Source organism: Micromonospora arida (assembly GCF_042873195.1).
Taxonomy (GTDB): Bacteria; Actinomycetota; Actinomycetes; order Mycobacteriales; family Micromonosporaceae; genus Micromonospora; species Micromonospora arida.
Window position 1 is genome coordinate 55239 of record NZ_JBIALC010000014.1, and the last position, 18456, is coordinate 73694.

Annotated in this window: 15 protein-coding genes; 9 read left to right on the plus strand and 6 right to left on the minus strand. The window is 69.6% G+C overall.

The annotated features are described in order from the left end of the window. Positions 1-126: 126 nt before the first annotated feature. The 7 genes from ACFYP0_RS29080 to ACFYP0_RS29110 all read left to right on the plus strand — a co-directional run bounded on the left by ACFYP0_RS29080 (position 127) and on the right by ACFYP0_RS29110 (position 10118). Positions 127-969 carry a carbohydrate ABC transporter permease gene (locus tag ACFYP0_RS29080; protein ID WP_356980231.1) on the plus strand — a complete coding sequence of 281 codons (843 nt, stop codon included), beginning with the start codon at positions 127-129 and terminating at the stop codon, positions 967-969. Beyond that, on the plus strand, positions 966-1790 hold the full coding sequence (locus ACFYP0_RS29085; protein ID WP_124860646.1) for a carbohydrate ABC transporter permease: 825 nt from the start codon (positions 966-968) through the stop codon (positions 1788-1790). The genes ACFYP0_RS29080 and ACFYP0_RS29085 overlap by 4 nt, the downstream gene beginning before the upstream one ends. A 3-nt stretch (positions 1791-1793) precedes the next feature. Beyond that, entirely contained in the window at positions 1794-2948 is a 1155-nt protein-coding gene (locus ACFYP0_RS29090; RefSeq protein ID WP_124860648.1) for a serine hydrolase domain-containing protein, read from the plus strand. Between the two features lie 282 nt (positions 2949-3230). Next, positions 3231-5696: a family 43 glycosylhydrolase gene (locus tag ACFYP0_RS29095; RefSeq protein WP_355498760.1), complete on the plus strand. Its 2466-nt coding sequence runs from the start codon at positions 3231-3233 to the stop codon at positions 5694-5696. A 263-nt stretch (positions 5697-5959) separates the two neighbouring features. Next, on the plus strand, positions 5960-8317 hold the full coding sequence (locus ACFYP0_RS29100) for a family 43 glycosylhydrolase (RefSeq protein WP_244219155.1): 2358 nt from the start codon (positions 5960-5962) through the stop codon (positions 8315-8317). A 27-nt stretch (positions 8318-8344) separates the two neighbouring features. Continuing rightward, positions 8345-8977 (plus strand): hypothetical protein, encoded by a 633-nt coding sequence (locus ACFYP0_RS29105; RefSeq protein WP_124860651.1) that lies wholly within the window; start codon positions 8345-8347, stop codon positions 8975-8977. A 61-nt stretch (positions 8978-9038) separates the two neighbouring features. Beyond that, positions 9039-10118, plus strand: a complete 1080-nt coding sequence (locus ACFYP0_RS29110; protein WP_208741367.1) for a hypothetical protein — start codon at positions 9039-9041, stop codon at positions 10116-10118. 61 nt (positions 10119-10179) lie between these two features. On the opposite strand, the gene ACFYP0_RS29115 is transcribed toward ACFYP0_RS29110, so the two are convergent. Next, the gene (locus tag ACFYP0_RS29115) at positions 10180-11481 is read right to left on the minus strand and encodes a hypothetical protein (RefSeq protein WP_386998295.1); all 1302 of its coding nucleotides are present in this window, start codon (positions 11479-11481) and stop codon (positions 10180-10182) included. A gap of 489 nt (positions 11482-11970) precedes the next feature. Here ACFYP0_RS29115 and ACFYP0_RS29120 point away from each other — a divergent pair, with 489 nt between their 5' ends. Further along, positions 11971-13548, plus strand: a complete 1578-nt coding sequence (locus ACFYP0_RS29120) for a pectate lyase family protein (protein WP_124860655.1) — start codon at positions 11971-11973, stop codon at positions 13546-13548. Between the two features lie 55 nt (positions 13549-13603). Here the strand turns inward: ACFYP0_RS29120 and ACFYP0_RS29125 are convergent, their stop codons facing one another. The 5 genes from ACFYP0_RS29125 to ACFYP0_RS29145 all read right to left on the minus strand — a co-directional run bounded on the left by ACFYP0_RS29125 (position 13604) and on the right by ACFYP0_RS29145 (position 17445). Continuing rightward, positions 13604-14914: a radical SAM protein gene (locus ACFYP0_RS29125; RefSeq protein WP_124860657.1), complete on the minus strand. Its 1311-nt coding sequence runs from the start codon at positions 14912-14914 to the stop codon at positions 13604-13606. Positions 14915-14975: 61 nt separating this feature from the next. After that, positions 14976-15380 (minus strand): superoxide dismutase, Ni, encoded by a 405-nt coding sequence (sodN, locus tag ACFYP0_RS29130; RefSeq protein ID WP_124860753.1) that lies wholly within the window; start codon positions 15378-15380, stop codon positions 14976-14978. 99 nt (positions 15381-15479) lie between these two features. Then, positions 15480-16292 carry an inositol monophosphatase family protein gene (locus tag ACFYP0_RS29135; protein WP_124860659.1) on the minus strand — a complete coding sequence of 271 codons (813 nt, stop codon included), beginning with the start codon at positions 16290-16292 and terminating at the stop codon, positions 15480-15482. Between the two features lie 70 nt (positions 16293-16362). Next, positions 16363-16878, minus strand: a complete 516-nt coding sequence (locus tag ACFYP0_RS29140) for a hypothetical protein (RefSeq protein WP_124860661.1) — start codon at positions 16876-16878, stop codon at positions 16363-16365. A gap of 117 nt (positions 16879-16995) precedes the next feature. Further along, a complete protein-coding gene (locus ACFYP0_RS29145; protein ID WP_124860663.1) occupies positions 16996-17445 on the minus strand; it encodes an iron chaperone in 450 nt (149 codons plus the stop codon). Positions 17446-17671: 226 nt separating this feature from the next. On the opposite strand from ACFYP0_RS29145, the gene ACFYP0_RS29150 reads away from it, so the two are divergent. After that, the gene (locus ACFYP0_RS29150; RefSeq protein ID WP_124860665.1) at positions 17672-18433 is read left to right on the plus strand and encodes a GNAT family N-acetyltransferase; all 762 of its coding nucleotides are present in this window, start codon (positions 17672-17674) and stop codon (positions 18431-18433) included. Positions 18434-18456: the final 23 nt, after the last annotated feature.

Genomic DNA, 18456 nt, shown 5'->3' on the forward strand with positions numbered 1-18456 from the left:
TTGTTCCCGCACCTCGTCGTACTCTTCGCCGACCCACCCGCCCCCCGCCGCCCCCCCCCCCCCCCGCGCCGCCCCCCCCCCGGGGGGGGGGCCGCCCCCCCCCCCCCCGCGGCCGGGACCGGCTGGTTGTACGTCCTGCCCGCCCTGGTGATGTACGCGGTGTTCGTCCTGCGCCCGCTCGTCCTGACGCTCCAGTACTCGCTCTACGACTGGAACGGCATCGGGGTGGCCCGCTGGGTGGGCCTGGACAACTACCTCACCGTGTTCACCGACAGCGACCTGCTGAAAATCATCGGCAACGCGATCGTCCTGATCGTCTTCTTCAGCTTCATCCCCGTCGCGCTGGGGCTGTTGGTGGCCAGCATGGTTCGCCGGATCACCACCGGCGCGTTCGGCACCGTCGTCCGGACCATCCTGTTCCTGCCGCAGGTCATCCCCCTGGTGGCGGCGGGCATCGCGTGGAGCTGGCTGCTCTCGTCGAACGGTCTGGTCAACCAGGCGCTGCGCGCGGTCGGGCTGGGTGGCGTCGCCCGCGCCTGGCTCGGCGACTTCGACACGGCGCTGCCAGCCGTCGGCGTCATCGGGGCCTGGGTCCTGCTCGGCCTCTGCACGATCCTGCTGGTCACCGGCATGAGCAAGATCGACCCGGCGCTGTACGAGGCCGCCCGCCTCGACGGTGCCGGTCCGTTCCGTGAGTTCCTCGCCGTGACCCTGCCCAGCCTGCGCCAGGAGATCGGCGTCTGCCTCACCGTGACGATCATCGCGGCGTTGGCGAGCTTCGACATCGTCTACATCTCCACCAGCGGCGGCCCCGGCCTCCAGACCACTGTGCCGGGCCTGGAGATCTACCGGCTGGCCTTCTCGCAGCGGCAGGTGGGGCTCGCCTCGGCACTCGCTGTCGTACTCATGCTGCTCGTGCTGGCGTGTGTGCTGCCGATCCAGCGCCTGAGCCGAGGGGAGAAGCAGTGAATCTGAGCCGACGCGAACAGTTGACCGGCCGGGTCTTCCTGATCGCCCTGATCGTCGTCACCCTGCTGCCGTTCGTGAGCATGCTCTCGGCGGCGTTGCAGCCCCGGGGCACCGTGCCCAGCGGGCTCGAGTGGCCGTCCGACCCACAGTGGGGGAACTTCGCCGACGCCTTCACCGCCGCGAACATGGGCGCCCTGCTCCGCTCCAGCCTGCTCATCGTGGCCGGTGTCGTACCGGTGTCGGTGCTCATCGCGACCATGGCCGGCTTCGGGCTCGGTCAGCTGCGGGTCCCCGGTGGCCGCCTCGTCTTCGGTCTCTTCCTGCTGGGTCTGACCCTGCCGTTCGAGGCCGTGGTCACGCCGCTCTACTACCAGATGCAGGACCTCGGCCTGCTCAACACCCGCTGGGCCATCATCCTGCCGCTGATCGGGCTGTACATGCCGTTCGCGGTGTTCTGGATGCGGGCACACTTCACCAACGTGCCGGTCGAGTTGTCCGAGGCGGCCCGGGTGGACGGAAGCAGCACGTGGCAGTTGTTCTGGCGGGTCCAGGTGCCGCTCGCCCGGCCGGCGATCGCCTCGCTGACGATCCTGATGTTCCTCTGGACGTGGAACCAGTTCCTGCTCGCCATCGTCCTCGTGGACGACGCCACCAAACGCACCATGGCCGGGGCGCTCGGAGCGTTCCAGGGCCAGTGGGGCACCGACCTGGTGCTGCTGTGTGCCGGGTCGCTGCTGATCCTCACCCCGACCCTCATCGTGTTCCTGATCTTCCAGAGACAGTTCATCAAGGCTCTGATCCAAGGGTCAGTGAAGGGGTAGGCAGTGGTCACACAGCCGCAGATCCACGGCGACGTCGACGATCGCTTCGGCCGCGTCGCCGACGTCTTCCGCGACAACTTCACCTCCCGGGGAGAGGTCGGCGCCGCGGTCACCGTCTACGTGCGGGGCCGCAAGGTCGTCGACCTGTACGGCGGGCTGGCCGACACCCGTACCGGGCGGCCCTGGGACGCGCACACGCCGGTCGTCGTCTTCTCCTGCACAAAGGGGATCCTGGCGATCTGCGCCTACCTGCTGGCCCAGGAGGGCCGGCTCGACCTCGACGCTCCCGTGACGCGCTACTGGCCGGAGTTCGGACAGCACGGCAAGGCGGACATCCCGGTTCGCTGGCTGCTCACGCACCAGGCAGGTCTGCCCGCGGTGGACCGCTCCCTGACCCTCGACGACGTGCTGACGTGGGATCCGGTCATCAAGGCGATCGAGGCGCAGGCCCCGCTGTGGAAACCGGGTACGGCGCACGGCTACCACTCGATGACCTACGGCTGGCTGGTCGGAGAGGTGATCCACCGCATCAGCGGCCAACTACCTGGCGCGTTCTTCGCCGACACCGTCGCGGGCCCGCTCGGCCTGCACACCTGGCTGGGGCTCCCGGCCGCCGAGAGCGACACCGTCGCCTGGGGCCTGGCACCGCCCCCGGACCCTGACCCGTTCGTGGACCCGGTCGCCGAACGGGGCATCACCATGGGGGGCGCCTTCGCCTTCCCCGCCGACGCCGACGGCCTGGTCAGCTTCAACGACGACGCCATCCGGGCCGCGGGTGTTCCCGGCGCGGGCGCGGTGAGCACCGCCGAGGGCCTCGCGCGCCTCTACGCCGCCTGTGTGTCGGAACTCCAGGGTGGACCGCTGCTCACGGCGGCGTCGGTGGACGACGCGGTAGTGGTTCGCTCGCGTGGTCAGCAGCGGCACGGCCCGCCGGACACCGGGCAGCGCTGGGGCACCGGCTTCCTGCTGCACTCCCCACCGGCCCGGCCCTTGCTGGGTGAGCGCAGCTTCGGCCACGACGGCGCGGGCGGCAACCTGGCCTTCGCCGACGCCGAGCACCAGGTGGGCTTCGGCTACGTGGTCAACCAGATGCGCGGGATGGGCGACGAGCGCGCCAATCTGCTCACCGCCGCCGTCCGCGCCTGCCTCAGCGACTGAGGCGACCGGGCTGTGTGTCTCCCCGGTGTCGCCACAGTCGGCACCGGGGAGCCCGGCGGAGCGCCCGCTCCGGCGGGCTCGTGATCAGCGGTCACCGTCGACCCGTCTGTCCACTGTGGCCTGTCGACGGTGTTACGGGGATACTTCGGGCACGTTTCATCGATAGTCTTGACAGGCGTTGTTAGCGATAACACCATGGCCTTCACGCCGCTCTCGCGTTTGGAGCCAGCCTTGGTCCTGTCGGTCCGCTCGCGTGTCCTGAACATCGCCCGCGCATCCGCTGTGAACAGCCTGAACGCCGCCGCTCGCCACGCCACCACCACGTTGACTCGACTGACGTCCACAGTGCGCCCGGATCGCCTCCGTCCACTGTGTGCGCTCGCATCGGCGGCTGTTCTCATCGGTGCGAGCCTGGTGGCCACCCCCGCCGCCGCGCACGCTGCCGACGGATGGTCACCCCGATCGTCGTACACCTCGACCGACACCGGCGCCGGCACCTACTCGGTGCCGCTGCTCAACGCCGACGTGCCGGACATCAGCGTCGAGCGGGTGCCAGCCGCCGAGAACGACGAGGGCCGCGATCTCTACTACATGATCAGCACGACCATGCACCTGAGCCCGGGTGCGCCGATCATGAAGTCGTACGACCTCGTCAACTGGGAGATCGTCAACTACGTCTTCGACCGGGCGAGCATCGGCGACTCCTTCTCACTGCGCAACGGCCAGAACTCGTACGGCCAGGGCCAGTGGGCGTCGTCGCTGCGCTACCACGACGGCACGTTCTACGCCGTCTTCAACACCAACAACCTCAGCGGGGCGTACCTCTACCGCACCGACGACATCGAGAACGGCCCGTGGCAGCGCACCGCCCTCGGCCGTGGCCTGCACGACCCGTCGCTCTTCTTCGACGTCGACGGCACGCCGTACATCTTCTACGGCTCCGGCGGCACCAGCGCCGTACGCCTCAACGCCGACCTGACCGCCATCGCGGAGGACTACCCGAACATCTTCACCGCCAACAACTACGCCGGGCAGCCGTTCATCGGCGGTCTGTTCGAGGGCGCGCAGGTCTACCACATCGACGGCTGGTACTACGCCGTCATCATCACCTGGCCGTCCGGGCAAGGGCGCCAGGTGGTGATGTTCCGGTCGAAGGACCTGCTCGGGCGCTACACCTCCGCCGGCGGGGTCAACACCTACGAGGCGCGCGGAGTGCTCAACTCCAACGGCTTCGCGCAGGGCAGCCTGGTGCCGATCAGCCGGGCGGGCGGCGGGACCGACTGGCACGGCATGTTCTTCCGGGACACGTTCCCGATCGGCCGGATCCCGGCGCTCATCCCCGCCACCTGGCAGAACGGGTGGCCGACATTCGGCACCAACGGGGTCGTGCCGGTCAACGGCCTGTTCGACAAGCCGATCCGGCTCAGCCCGGCCGAGGAGCTGTTCGAGCGGCAGAAGAGCATCGTCGCCTCGGACGACTTCGCCAACGACGCGCCGCACAAGGCGTACCAGGACGAGCAGTGGACGGTCCCCGCCCCGCTGGACCCGGCGGAGATCGCCCCCAACGGCTCCCGGCTGGACCTGGCGTGGGAGTGGAACCACGCCCCGGACAACCGGTACTGGTCACTCACCGACCGCGACGGCTGGCTGCGGTTGACGGCCCGCACTGTGGTCACCGGCCAGTACGTCTACACGAAGCTGTCCAACCGGGCCGAGCTGGCGTGGTTCGAGGAGGCACGCAACACGCTCTCGCAGCGGACGTTCGGGCCACGACAGTCGGTCCAGACCCGGATGGACATCTCCGGGATGAAGAATGGCGACGTCGCGGGCCTGGCCGCCTACAACCGCGGATTCTCGTACGTGGCGGTCAAGCGCGTCGGTGACGTCAACACCCTCGGCGTGGTGAACCGGTCGCAGCCGTTCGCAGTCGACCTCGACCAGTCGACGCTGGAGAACTTCATCTCCGGCACGACGGTGTCGCTGGGCGACGCGACCGAGGTGCACGTGAAGGCGGACCTCGACTTCACCTCGCCGGTCGGCCAGCTGTGGACGACGTTCTACTACAGCCTGGACGGGGTCCAGTGGACCCGGCTGGGCAACCGCGTGGGCCCGCAGGCGCTCGACGGCAGCCTCGCCCACTTCATGGGCCACCGGGTCGGCCTGTTCAACTACGCGACCCAGGAGACCGGCGGCCACGTCGACTTCGACGACTACCTGCTCAGCGACGTGCTGACCGCGCAGGCCCGGCCACTGGACACCACCGCCCTCGACGCGGCCATCGCCCACGCGCAGACACTCGACCCGCGGCACTACCCGGCCGACGCCTGGGCCGCGACGCAGTCCGCGCTCACGGCGGCGACGTCGGCACGGGCCGGCCAGTTCGGCACGCAGAACCAGATCGACGCACCGGAGCGGGCACTCAGCTACCAGTTGGCCCGACTCGGAGTGCTGGCGGCGCTGCCCGTGACGGCCACCGCCCAGGTGCGCTGCCTGAGCGGCAAGGCGTACCTGGCGGTGCAGGTGCGCAACGACTCGGACGAGCCCGTCGAGATCACCGTCGAGACCCCGTACGGGAACCGGTCGTTCGCCGCCGTCGCGCCGGGGGCGAACGTCTACCAGTCGTTCAACACCCGTGCGTCGTCGGTGCCGGCCGGCTCGGCGACGATCCGTGCCACCGGGGCGGTCGCCGGCCGGGACGTGACCACCGTCCACGCCGCCCAGCACCCCGCCAACGCCTGCGGCGGATAGCCCCACGAGCCCTCGGCCCACCGACCAGCACCACCGGCGACCGGCCCGGCGGCACGGAACAGCGGACCTGTCCCGTGCCGCCGCCCACGGTCGGACCGGCGGCGGCAGTCGACCCCTGATGTCCGGACCACCCACGGAAGCGCACCCACCGATCCCCCGTACACCGATGACCGCACGTCAGAGATGAAGGAGGATGTCTCGTGGAACAACGAATGCGACGGGCGACCCGAGGACGGGTCGCAGCGCTCGCGACAGTCGGCCTGATGCTGACCACGGGGTTCGTCGCCCCGGCAGCGCCGGTCCAGGCCGCCGACACGAACCTCGTCGTCAACGGCGGCTTCGAGGACGGCCTGGCCAACTGGTTCGTCAACAACGGAAACGCCTCCGACGGCGCCCAGCTGTCGGCCACGTCGGACGCCCACTCCGGCGCGAACGCGGCGCTCGTCACCAGCCGGACGACCACCGGGTCCGGCCCGATGCAGGACCTCAGCGGCAAGGTGCAGGCCGGCCAGGCCTACACCCTCACGGCCCGCATCAAGTACGAGAACGAGAGCGGACCGGCGACGAAGCAGTTCTTCGCCACCATGCACTACGGCGGTGGCACCTACACCAACCTGGTCAGCGTGACCGCCACGAAGGGCCAGTGGGCACAGTTCAACGGAACGTTCACGATCCCGACGACGCAGAGCGTGTCGACGGCGCGCCTGTTCTTCGAGACCCCCTGGACGAGCACGCCGTCCACCGACCCGGCTCTGCACCTGATGGACTTCAAGCTCGACGACGTGTCCGTGGTCGGCGCCGCGCCGCCCGCGCCCGCGTCGAAGACCATCGAGGTCGTCGGCAAGCTGCCCGGCGAGCACAACCCGTTGATCGGGCACAAGTTCGGGGCTGACGGTTTCGGCCTCGTGCACGACGGTCGGGTCTACATGTACATGACCAACGACACCCAGGGCTACGCCCCGAACCCCACCACGGGAGTCTCGCCGGGGATCAACTACGGCGACATCAACCAGATCACGGTGATCTCCTCCGAGGACCTCGTGAACTGGACGGACCACGGTGAGATCCAGGTCGCCGGCCCCAACGGGGTGGCCCCGTTCACCGCCAACTCGTGGGCTCCGGGCATCACCAAGAAGGTGGTGAACGGAGTGGAGAAGTTCTTCCTCTACTACGCCAACGGCGGTGGTTCCAGCAACGTGATCACGGGTGCGTCGCCGCTCGGCCCGTGGACCAGCGAGCGCACCAGCACGCTGATCGACGGCCGTACCCCCGGCGCCGAGAGCGTCGCGTGGAAGTTCGACCCGGCCCCGTTCGTCGACGACGACGGCCAGCCGTACCTCTACTTCGGTGGTGGTCCCGCGTCGACGAGCATGCCGCCGGCCGAGCGCTTCAACAACCCGAAGAACATCCGGTCGATCGAACTCGGCGACGACATGGTCTCCACCGAGGGAACGGCCGCGGTGGTCGACGCCCCGGTCGCCTTCGAGGCGGGCCACGTCTTCAAGCGCGAGGGTAAGTACTACTTCTCGTACTCCTCGCACTTCGGCGGGAACGACTTCGGTGGCAGCCAGCAGCCGCTCCCCGGTTACCCCGGGGGTGGCCAGATCGGCTACATGATCTCCGACGGGCCGATGTCGTGGCCGAAGGAGACCTACGCCGGGGTGCTCTTCCCGAACCAGTCGCAGTTCTTCGGGGCCGGCACCGGTGGCAACAACCACCAGTCGGTGTTCGAGTTCGGGGGCAGGTACTACTTCACGTACCACGCCCCGACGCTGAACAAGCGCATCAACGGCAACACCACCCAGGGGTACCGCAGCCCGCACATCCAGGAACTGACCTTCAACCCGGACGGCACCATCCAGCAGGTCGTCGGCACCTACGCCGGCGTGGACCAGGTCCGCGACTTCGACCCGTACCGCGTCTTTGAGGCCGAGACGTTCGGCTGGAGCAAGGGCGTCGCGACCACGAAGGTCGACGGCAGCTCCGCCCAGTTCGGCGGCACGGCACCCAACCTCGTGGTCCGCGACATCGACAACGGGGACTGGACGGCACTGTCCTCGGTGACCTTCGGGGACAACGGCGCGCAGAGCCTGACGGCTCGGGTGCGTGCGCTCGCCGCCGGCGGGCAGATCCAGGTCCGGCTGGACGACGTCAACGGTCCCGTCGTCGGCACGGTCGCGGTGGACACGCCGGTCGGACAGTGGGCCGAGGTGACCGCCGAACTTGACGGCGTCAGCGGCGTGCACGACGTCTACCTCACCTACACCGGCCCGGCCGGCGTCGACCTCTTCGAGATCGACAACTGGGCCTTCGCGGCGGCCAGCTCCGACCTGCCCGTCACGCTCACCGCGTCCACGCGGTGCGTGGGCGGCAAGGCGTACGTGGCGGTGCAGGCGCGCAACGACCACGACGCGCCGGTGGGCATCACCCTCGAGACGCCGTACGGCGAGCGCTCGTTCACGTCCGTCGCGCCGGGCGCGAACGCCTACCAGTCCTTCAACACCCGCGCCGAGTCGGTGCCGGCGGGTTCGGCGACGGCCCGGGTGACCGGGGCGATCGGCGGACACGACGTGACGACCGTCCGCACCGTGCAACACCCCGCCGGCACCTGCGGCGGATAACCCCTCATGGCGGAGAACGGAGATCACATGAACACATACAAACGGCGACAGACACTCGCGGCCGGCGTCCTCGGCGCCGTGCTGACCGGGGCGGCTGTGCTGCCGTCGCCCGCACTGGCCGAGCCCGGTGACGACGCCAGCGTGCGGGTCACTGTCGACATCGACGAGATCAGGGAACCGGGCGTGCTCGCCCTGTCGATCGCGGGCGACGCCGTCGCGCTGTCCGAGGACGGCTCGACGCTGCTGGTACGCCAGTTCGTCGGCACGCTGCCGACGGTGACGGTCACCGACACCCGCGTCGCCGACGAGGTGCCCGACGGCGCCAACTGGGCGGTGCTCGGCAGCGCGACCGACTTCACCGGTGCCGCCGGCCAGGCGCCCATCACCGCCGACCACTTCGGCTGGAAGCCGCGCCTGCTCGACGGCGGGGAGACCGGCCTGGTCACCGAGGGCGAGGAGGTGGTGACCAGCCTGGACGAGCCGACCCAGCCGGGCAACAATGTCGGCCTCGTCGACCAGGAGCTGTTGGTCTCGGCCTTCGACTCCGAGGCCGTCGCCAGCGACTCGTACTCGGTCAACGCCGACCTGTACCTGCGGACTCCGGCGGAGGTCGCCGCCGGCGCGTACAGCTCCACGCTCACGCTCTCACTGTTCGAGTAGTGGCCTGGGCGGGGGCCCCGGACCGGGACCCCCGCCCAGCCCCGTGCCGAAGGGCCGATTCATGACCGTCACCCCGCTGCGCCGGGCGCTCGTCGTCCTCGCCGTCGCGTCCCTCGCGGTTGCGGCCGCGCCGACCGCGGCGGCGGCGGAACCGGACCCGAAGGCCCTGACCTGGACGGTCCAACCAGCAACCGCGACCGGGCCGGACCAACGCCGATGGATCAACGCCAGCCTCGACCCGGGGCAGGCGGTGACCGAGCACCTGGCGGTACGGAACTTCAGCCGCACTGCCGTCGCCTTCTCCCTGAAGGCCGCCGACGGCTATCTCACCGACAAGGGCCGCTTCAACATGCTGCCGTCCGACCGTCCCTCGGTCGACGGCGGCACCTGGATCGACGTGCAGGAGAAGGCCACCGTCGGTCCCAACGAGACACGGGTGGTGCCGTTCACGATCACGGTGCCCCAGGGCGCCACACCGGGTGACCACCCGGCCGGCATCGCCGCGACCGTCACCAGCACGGGCGGCACGGTCAACGTCGAGAGCCGTGTCGGCTTCCGGGTGATGCTGCGGGTGAACGGCTCCGCGCAGGCCGCTCTGGCCGTCCGGGGCCTCGACGCGACGTACTCCCCGTCGTGGAACCCCTTCGCCGGTGGCACGGTGCGGGTCCACTACACCGTCGAGAACGACGGCAACGTCTGGGTCGGCGGAACGAGTCGGGTGGCGATGTCCGACCTGCTCGGCCGGACCAACCACGACGCCACCAGCGCCGTCGAGGAGTTGCTGCCCGGCGGCGCTCGGACGGTGAAGACCCGGGCCGACGGCGTCTGGGCCCTGGGACGTCTCCGCACGACCGTCAGCACCTCGCCGACGTTGCTCGGCGACGGCCAGGCCGGGGCCGACCTCCGTCCGGCCTCGGCCACCGTCACCACCTGGGTCGTACCGTGGGCGCAGCTCGCACTCTTGGGCCTGCTGGCCGGCCTGCTCCTGGGTCTGCGGGCGGCGGCCCGGCACCGGCGGCGTCGGCTGGCCGGGCTGCTGGCCCGCGCGAGGCAGGAGGGCCGGCAGGAGGGTCAGGAGGCCGTGCTCGTCGGGGGCTCGCCCGCTGCTGCCGAAACCGACGCGGGCGACGCCCGCCGGTAACCCGTCGGCGCGAGGAAACCGCGCTGCCGGATCGCGGCGAGGCGTCGCCCGGTCCGCGGCCTCAGGGCTTGGACTGGCCCAGCAGCCAGCGCAGGATGCTGGCGTCCTCGTAGGTCGGCCCGAACGCCGCGTGATAGTCCGGCGACGAGAACGCGGCGTCGGCGTACTCGGTGTAGCGCACCAGGCCGGCGGTCTGCTCGGGCGTCTTGCCCCGGGCGGCGTACGCCTGCCGCAGCACGGCCGTGGAGTTGCGCGCGCCCGAGACGTTGAGCAGGTGGTCGTGCTCGCCGTGGGTGATCCACACCGGCACCTCGGCCGCCGCGATGGCGGTCGCCTGGGCGGCGTTGACCGGGAAACCACCGGTCACCAACCCGCCGGCGAACAGGTCCGGACGCTTGGCGAACGCCTCCCAGAGCAGTTGCGAACCGTACGACACGGTCGTCGCGTACACCCGACGGGTGTCCACCGCGAACTGGCCGACGAACTGGTCGAGCAGCTTGACCAGCAGGTCCGCCTCGGCGGCCCCACCGACCCGCTGGTGCTGGGGCGCCAGGACGATGACGTCCTCGGCGGTGCCGGTCCACCGGGGTTGGAGCCACGCGGTCGCCGGGATGTCGGCGGCGAGTTGGACGCCGAGGTTGTCGCCGTCCCAGCCCATCCCGTGACCGGGCAGGACGACCATCAGTGGGTACTTGCGGCCCGGCTGGTAGTTCTTCGGCAGGTGGTAGTGGTACGGCAGCACCATTCCGCCACTCAGGAACGAGCCGTAGGTGAACTCGTCGACCAGTTGGTTGACCGGCTTCTCGGTGACCGGTCGGGACTCGCGCGGGGTGGCCCGGGCGAGCACCGGCCCCTTGCCGGCCCCGCGGCCGGGCTGGCCGTGCACGTCCTCGCGCTGCACGACCCGGGTCGGCAGCTCGGGATTGACCTTCACCGTGCAGAGGAAGGTCGGGCACTTGGAGACGATGACCGTCGAGCCGCCGGTGTCGGCGGGGTCGAGCTCGACGATGACGTACCTTCCCGGCGCCGATCGGTGGTCGGCACGGGTGCCCGGTGTCCCGTTGGTGTAGGTGTGGGTGACGGTCCGGTCGGCGAGCTTCGGCAGGTCCTCGATGGGGTTGAAGCGGAAGTTGTAGATGGTGTCGGTCACCGAGAACGTGGCGGTGTCGAGGGTGCGGGGGTTGACCGTGGCTCCGTACTCGATCGCCACCGCCGAGACCTTCTGGCCGTACGTGTAGACGGTGGTGATCGGGGTGATGCTGCGGATTTCGTCCGTGTCGCCCCGGCTGCCGTACGCCGTGCCGGAGGCGCCGGCCAGGACGAGGGTGGCAGCGAGCGGGATCAGTCCTTTTCGCAGTCTCATGCGGGTCCTTTCTCGGGGGTGGTGCGCTCAGTCAGCGATCTCGCCCGGGGAGCCAGGAGTGGGACGGGTCGACGCGAGCCGGTCGCTAAACTGATTTAGCAGAGCATCGATGGCGGGCCCAGCCGTGTCAATACCGAGCGCGCAACAAGCCGGGAACCCGCGCCACCGACGGCCCGGACCGCGCTGGCCCGCACGCCCGACCCTCCCCGCGAGCACTGCAACAAACCTGCAAGCGTCAGCTATTGCCTTCAGGGAAACCGCTTTCCTACGATTGCGTTACATCGATGTTTCATTTAACGGTCGGGCGAGCGGTGTTGCCGGGCACACCCGTTCGCACGACACATCCCCGCTTCTACCAGGGCGCGAGAGACCTCGATGAAATCCTCGCGATTGACTGTCGCCAATTCCGAATGATGTTCGTCGGCAGGTGCGGTCGCGATGTCCGTCGGGGCGAAGCCTGGAACGAGACGAATGCGAAGGTGAGGCGACATGAGACGACCAGTCGTGTTGCGACGTCAGGCGGTACTGGCCGCGGCGGCTGCGGCGGCCGTGGTGATCGCGGCCGGGGTGGTGCTGCCGACCCCGCAGGCATCGGCGGCGGTCGGTAACGCCACCGGCTACGCCACCCAGAACGGCGGGACCACCGGCGGCGCGGGCGGGCAGACGGTGCGGGCCAGCACGGGCACGGCGATCCACGCGGCACTGTGCGGACGGACCAGCAGCAGCACCCCGATCACCATCGAGGTGACCGGAACGATCAACCACGGCAACACCAGCAAGGTGTCCGGGTCGAGCTGCAACACCGCCGCGGGCGTGATCGAGCTCAAGCAGATCAGCAACGTCACCATCATCGGGGTCGGCAGCGGCGCCGTCTTCGACCAGCTCGGCATCCACATCCGTGATTCCAGCAACATCATCATCCAGAACGTGACAGTGCGGAACGTCAAGAAGTCGGGCTCGCCCACCTCCAACGGTGGGGATGCCATCGGCATGGAGAGCACGGTCCGCAACGTCTGGGTCGATCACGTCACCCTGGAGGCCTCGGGCGGGGAGTCCGAGGGGTACGACGGCCTCTTCGACATGAAGGACAACACCCAGTACGTGACGCTGTCCTACAGCATCCTGCGCAACTCAGGTCGCGGTGGTCTCGTCGGGTCCAGCGAGAGCGACCTGTCGAACGGCTTCATCACGTACCACCACAACCTCTACGAGAACATCGACTCCCGCACGCCGTTGCTGCGCGGCGGGGTCGCCCACATCTACAACAACCACTACGTGAGCCTGCATGAATCCGGGATCAACTCCCGGGCAGGGGCCAGGGCCAAAGTGGAGAACAACTACTTCCGCGACTCCAAGGACGTCCTGGGCACCTTCTACACCAACGAGCGCGGCTACTGGCAGGTCGCCGGCAACGTCTTCGACAACGTGACCTGGTCCAGCGCCGGCAGTGAGAACTACCCCGCCGGCCCCAACCCGACCTCCAACACCACGGTCAGCATCCCGTACCCGTACAGCCTGGACGGGGCGAACTGCGTGCCGGACATCGTCCGTCAGACGGTCGGCGCCAACACGGGCCTGAGGGTGTCCAACGGCAGTTGCTCGCCGCAGACCCCGCCGCCCACGACGCCTCCGCCGACCACGCCTCCGCCGACGACACCTCCGCCGACCACGCCTCCGCCCACGACGCCTCCGCCCGGCGGCGGGACCAACCTCAGCCTGGGCGCCGGCGCCGACGGCTCCAGCAAGGCCAGCGGGACCAGCTACGGCAACGTGCGTGACGGCAACCTGAGCACCTACTGGTCGCCGGCCGGGTCGACCGGCACGATCTCGATCAAGTGGGGCTCGGCGACTCAGGTGTCCCGGGTGGTGATCCGCGAGCCGTCCGGTACCCAGGGCTCCATCGGGTCCTGGCAGCTGATCAACAACGACAACGGAGCCGTCCTGGCCTCCGGTAGCGGGGCCGGTTCGATCACCTTCTCGGCCGCCGCGATGAGCAAGATCAACTTCAAGATCAACAGCTCCAGCGGTACGCCACGGGTCGGTGAGTTCGAGACGTACGCCAGCTAGCGCCGAGCACGGGCGGGAGCGGGCAGGTGACCCCGTTCCCGCCCGTGCGCGTCCGTCACGAATCCGTGGACGGCAGGGTGTCCATGAAGGAGCTGACCGAGAAGACTGCTCGCCCGGGTCCGGCGGGGCCGTACCCGGGCGGGCTGGACAGGCCGTGGGCGTCCATGGTCGCCCGGTAGGCCTCCAGCAGGCGGACGTGGTATTCGAGCGGTGCGCCCTGCGGGTTCGTCCGGCCCAGCGGTGTGGTGGGCTCCGGGCACCAGGTGGTGAACCGGGGCGTGATCCCCCGGGACATGAAGTAGTCAAGCCCCTCGGTGGTGGAGGCGATCGCCTCGTCGACGCTCGTGAAGCCGTGTGGGGCGGCCATCTCGACGCCCGCCACGAAGTTCGGGATCACGTTGCGCGGGCCGAAAACCTCGGCGGAGTCGAGGATGCGCCGGTGCCACTCCTCCCGGCCGACGTACCGCTCCTTGCCCGGGCAGTACAACTCGAACAGCCGCTTGTCCCACACCTCGTAGTTGGGGTGGTAGATGCGGATTCCGTAGTCGTGGAACCGCTGCACATCGGCTCGGGGCAGCGCCTGGGCGACGACCTTGCCGATCCACCGTCCGGGAAACCGCTCCTCGATCGCCTGCGCGTACCGGCCGTAGAAGTCCGCCTCAGCCAGCCCGTTGACCTGCGAGGTGATGCTGCCACCGGTCAGCGTGTACGCCTGCGACGCGCGGTCGACGTCGTGCCGGTTGATGATCTCCAGGGCTTCGAGGACCTCGTCGACGGGCTTGACCCCGGTGTAGGGCCGGCCGGCCTGCTTGTGCTGCCGCCAGTTGTGGTTGATGTCGCAGTACTGGCACTCCTCCTTGGCGCCGAAGTACTGACAGACCCGGAACGCGGTGAGGTAGATGAGGTAGCCCCACTGGATCGTCGGGGCGACCTCCATCACCGACTTGCCGTTGGCGAGCGTGTGGCGGTAGTACGCCGGCATGGGGGGCAGCCCGACATCGGCGATCGGCCGCCCGTCCAGGAACAGGCGCAGCCGACCGTCGCTGTCGGTGCCGACGCGGTACGGCGAGCTGGGGTTGGTGCGGACCGAAACGACGGTACGACGCAGCTCGTACGGACCCCCGGTGAGCACGATCTCCTCCGGTGGCCGCCGCAGCGCCGCCGTCCCCAACTCCGGCAGCGTCCGGTGGTCGAAGGAGAAGATGAAGTACGACTTCGGCTTGACGTCGCCGTGCTCGTTGTCGGTCAGTGCCGCGTCGTCGAAGGCGAGCCCGCCCCGCAGCAGGTCCTCCTTGAGGACCGATTCCCGCGGCACGTGTGGAAAACGGCCCATCAACTCTTCGACGAGGTCGGTGCGCGACGTCATGCGGTTCCTCCCGAACGCGGTACGCCGAACCGGGTGGCCGGTGCCACCCGGTGCCGGCTGATCAGCTCTGCTTGGTTTCCCAGAAGATCTTCGAGATCTCCTCGATCTTGCCGAGGAGCTGCTCGGCGACCGCCGGGTCCGCGGCGCCCTTCGCGCCGCCGGCACCTGCCAGCTTGGTCGCCTCGTTGAAGAGGCCGTGCAGCTGGGGGTACTTCTCGAAGTGCGGCGCCTTGAAGTAGTCGGTCCAGAGGACCCAGAGGTGGTGCTTCACCAGCTCGGCGCGCTGCTCCTTGATGAGCAGCGCGCGCGTGCGGAACTCCGGGTCGTTGCTGGCCTGGTACTTCTCGGAGACCGCCTTGATCGACTCGGCCTCGATGCGGGCCTGCGCCGGGTCGTAGACGCCGCAGGGGAGGTCGCAGTGCGCGCTCGCGACGGTGCGTGGGCGGAGAAGGTGGGACAGGAACATCGGAATCCCTTCGACTGTGGCGTTCGGCTGACGTGCGTCCGGGCGCGGCGGCCCGGACGTGATCATCTAGGGACGCTAAAACCTCAACCGCACTTCATGTCAAGGTCGAGTCGATGGCGAGTGCTGTTTCCGGATGAGCGTCAGCAGGGCGGCGTGCGTCCGCTCGTCCGCGGCCACGACGAGACCGTCCCCACCGGCGTGCAAGGGCTGGCCGTCGAGCCCGGTGACCACGCAGCCCGCCGCCTCGCAGAGCGCGATTCCGGCCGCGAAGTGGACGCTGTTGCGCAGGTCGTGGCGGTCCGTCACGTAGGCGGCGCGGCGGCCGGCGGCGACCCAGGCCACGGCCAGGCTGGTGGAGACCACCCGGGGGCGGAACTGTTCGAGGAAGCTCTCGTCGGCGAGCATGCGGGCGGCCAGGAAGACGTCCCGGTTGGGAAAGGGCGGGTCGAGGTTGAGGTCGACAAGCGCCGACTCGGCCGACGGGACGAGTCGCCCATCCGTTCCCGCGCCCCGGACGTACGCGGCGGTGCCGTCGGTCCAGAACACCTCATCGGCGAACGGGTCCACCGAGGCCGCCACTGTGACGTCCGACCCGACCCGCAGGGCGACGTTGACCGAGGCCAGCATGGTCCGCGCGGCGAAGTTCAACGTTCCGCACAGCGGGTCGACCAGCCAGGTGCGCCCGTTGTCGCCGGCACCCGTGCGCCCGCTCTCCTCGGCCACCACGGCGTCGCCCGGACGCGCCGCGCGCAGGACGTCGATGATGGCCTGCTCGGCCTCGACGTCGGCGGCGGTGGCGAAGTCGCCGGCGGTCTTCATGACGCGCGTCAGTGCTGAGCCGTACCGGGAGCGGACAACTGAGGCTCCAGCTTCCGCCGCCTCGACAACCAGCGCATGGTCTGTGATCGACATGCACGAACCATAGGAGCTGTGGGCAAGGTCGATGACAGCCCCGCACCCAGGCCGTGGGTCACCTGGCAGGTCAGTCCGACAGTTCGATGATCGGTAGCTGACTGACGACCGCCGTCATGATCATCGGAGCGTCGCCGTCACACTGGTTGACTGAGACCGCGACCCACCGCCCCTCGGTCACCGTCGGCCCCCAGACGGTCAGGTCGCCGTAGCAGTCCAGGTCGCAGAGCGACTGGAACAGCGCCGGCATGGGTTCACCGGCCTGACCCCGAAACAGCGGCACCCGCATGGAGACCTTGCGGTGCGTGCCCCACCTCTGGTCCAACTCCGCTACGACCAGGGCCAGGTTCGCCTCGGCGGCCTCCTCGGCCTCGTTCCATTCGCGACCGTACACACCCGTCAGGGCGTCGCTCTCCCAGAGCGGGGCGACCCGAAAGCCCTCGCCACGGGTGCCGGTCCACTCACCGGTGGCCGGGTCCCCCTCGCTGACCGGCACGCCGCCCGTGGGCAGGTCCGCGGCGAGCAACGACTCGATGTCGGACACCGTCCGACCGGTGTCGAACACCTCACCGGCCCGGCCGGTCATCGGGGGACTCGTCGTACCGTCGGCGGCTCATACCGCATCGTCCGCACCACCTGTCTCCGTCGGCTCCGGGCCTCGATCATCGCACCGTGAGCCAGCCAACGAGAGGGCGGGCGTCGGTCAGGAGACCGCAGTCCGCACCAGCTCGGTGATCTTCTTCTCCACGGCCGGGCTCCACTGCTGCAACGCGTACGCCACCGGCCAGAAATCCCCGTCGTCGAGGTTGGCCGGGTCCTGGAAGCCCACTGTCGAGTACCGGTAGTTGAACTTGCCGGAGTCCTGGAAGAAGACGACGATCTTGCCGTCCTCGTTCGCGTAGGCGGGCATCCCGTACCAGGTCTTCGGCGTCAGGGCCGGGGCGGCGGCGGTCACCGTCACGTGCACCCGCTCGGCGAGCGCACGGTCCTCCGGTTCCATCTGCGCGATCCGGTCGAGGACCGCCTGCAGCCCGTCCGCCTTCTTGGCGCCCTTCTTGCCCTCGGCGCGCAGTTCGTCGGCGCGCTCCTTCATCGCGGCCCGTTCCTCGGCGCTGAAGCCGTTGGACCCGGTCGTGGTGCTCTTCGCGGACATTGTCGGGCTTCCTCTCGTCGTCTGGCCCGGCGCGCTGCCGACTGCCTGGGAAAAGGCTAGGTCGGGCGGCGCTCCCGAGCTTCTCGATTCCTGATCGTTCGAGGACCGCCCTCCTGCCGGTGAGGTGCCGCTGCGGGGTGACCTCGGCCTCTCGAAGGTGCTCAGCAGCCCGCCCGGTGGCTAAGTTGCCGGACGAGGGCGAGCGAGCGTTCCGGGGGAACCAGACATGAGCACCACCGCCGACCAGATGGCGACGGCGTACTTCGACGCGATCCAACTGCTCTGCCGGGTGACGCCGAAGGGCTGGTACGCCGAGCGGGGCACCGCCCGTGCGGGGCTCACCCACGCCAGCGTTCCGACACTCAACGGGGTCCTCGAAACGGCCACCGAGCCGGATCTCGCGGCCATCGACGAGTTGGCGACCGAGGTCAGCCGGCAGACACCGCACTGGTCGATCATCATTCGCGGTGCGGCGAGCGACGAGGTCGCCGAACTGGCGGCCCGGCACGGGCTACGCGGACGCGGCGACCTCCCCCTGATGGCCTGCGCCACCGACGACATCGTGTTCCGGGCCGGCTCGACCCAGCAGGCGATGGTCCGCCGGGTCGGAGCCGCCGAGAGCGACAGGTACACCGACGCCCTCACCCGGAGCTTCGAGGCGCCCGACGGCGTTTTCGGCCCGCTGATGGGCGGCGCGGTGCTCGATACCGACGCCATCACCGGGTATATGGCTGAGGAGGCTGGCAGCCCCGTCGGCACCGGGCTCGGAATGCGCACACCCGGCGTGATCGGGGTGTTCAACATCGCCGTCGTACCGTCCGCCCGGGGTCGCGGCCTGGGCCGGGCGCTCACCGAGGCGGCGCTGCGCGACGGCGTCGCCGCCGGCGCGGACGCAGCGTACCTGCACGCCAGCCCGATGGGTCGCCCGCTCTACGAGGCGATGGGCTTCACGCTCGTGGAGACCTGGACCGTGTTCCAGGCGGCCTGACCGGCGCGACCGGCCAGAAGGAG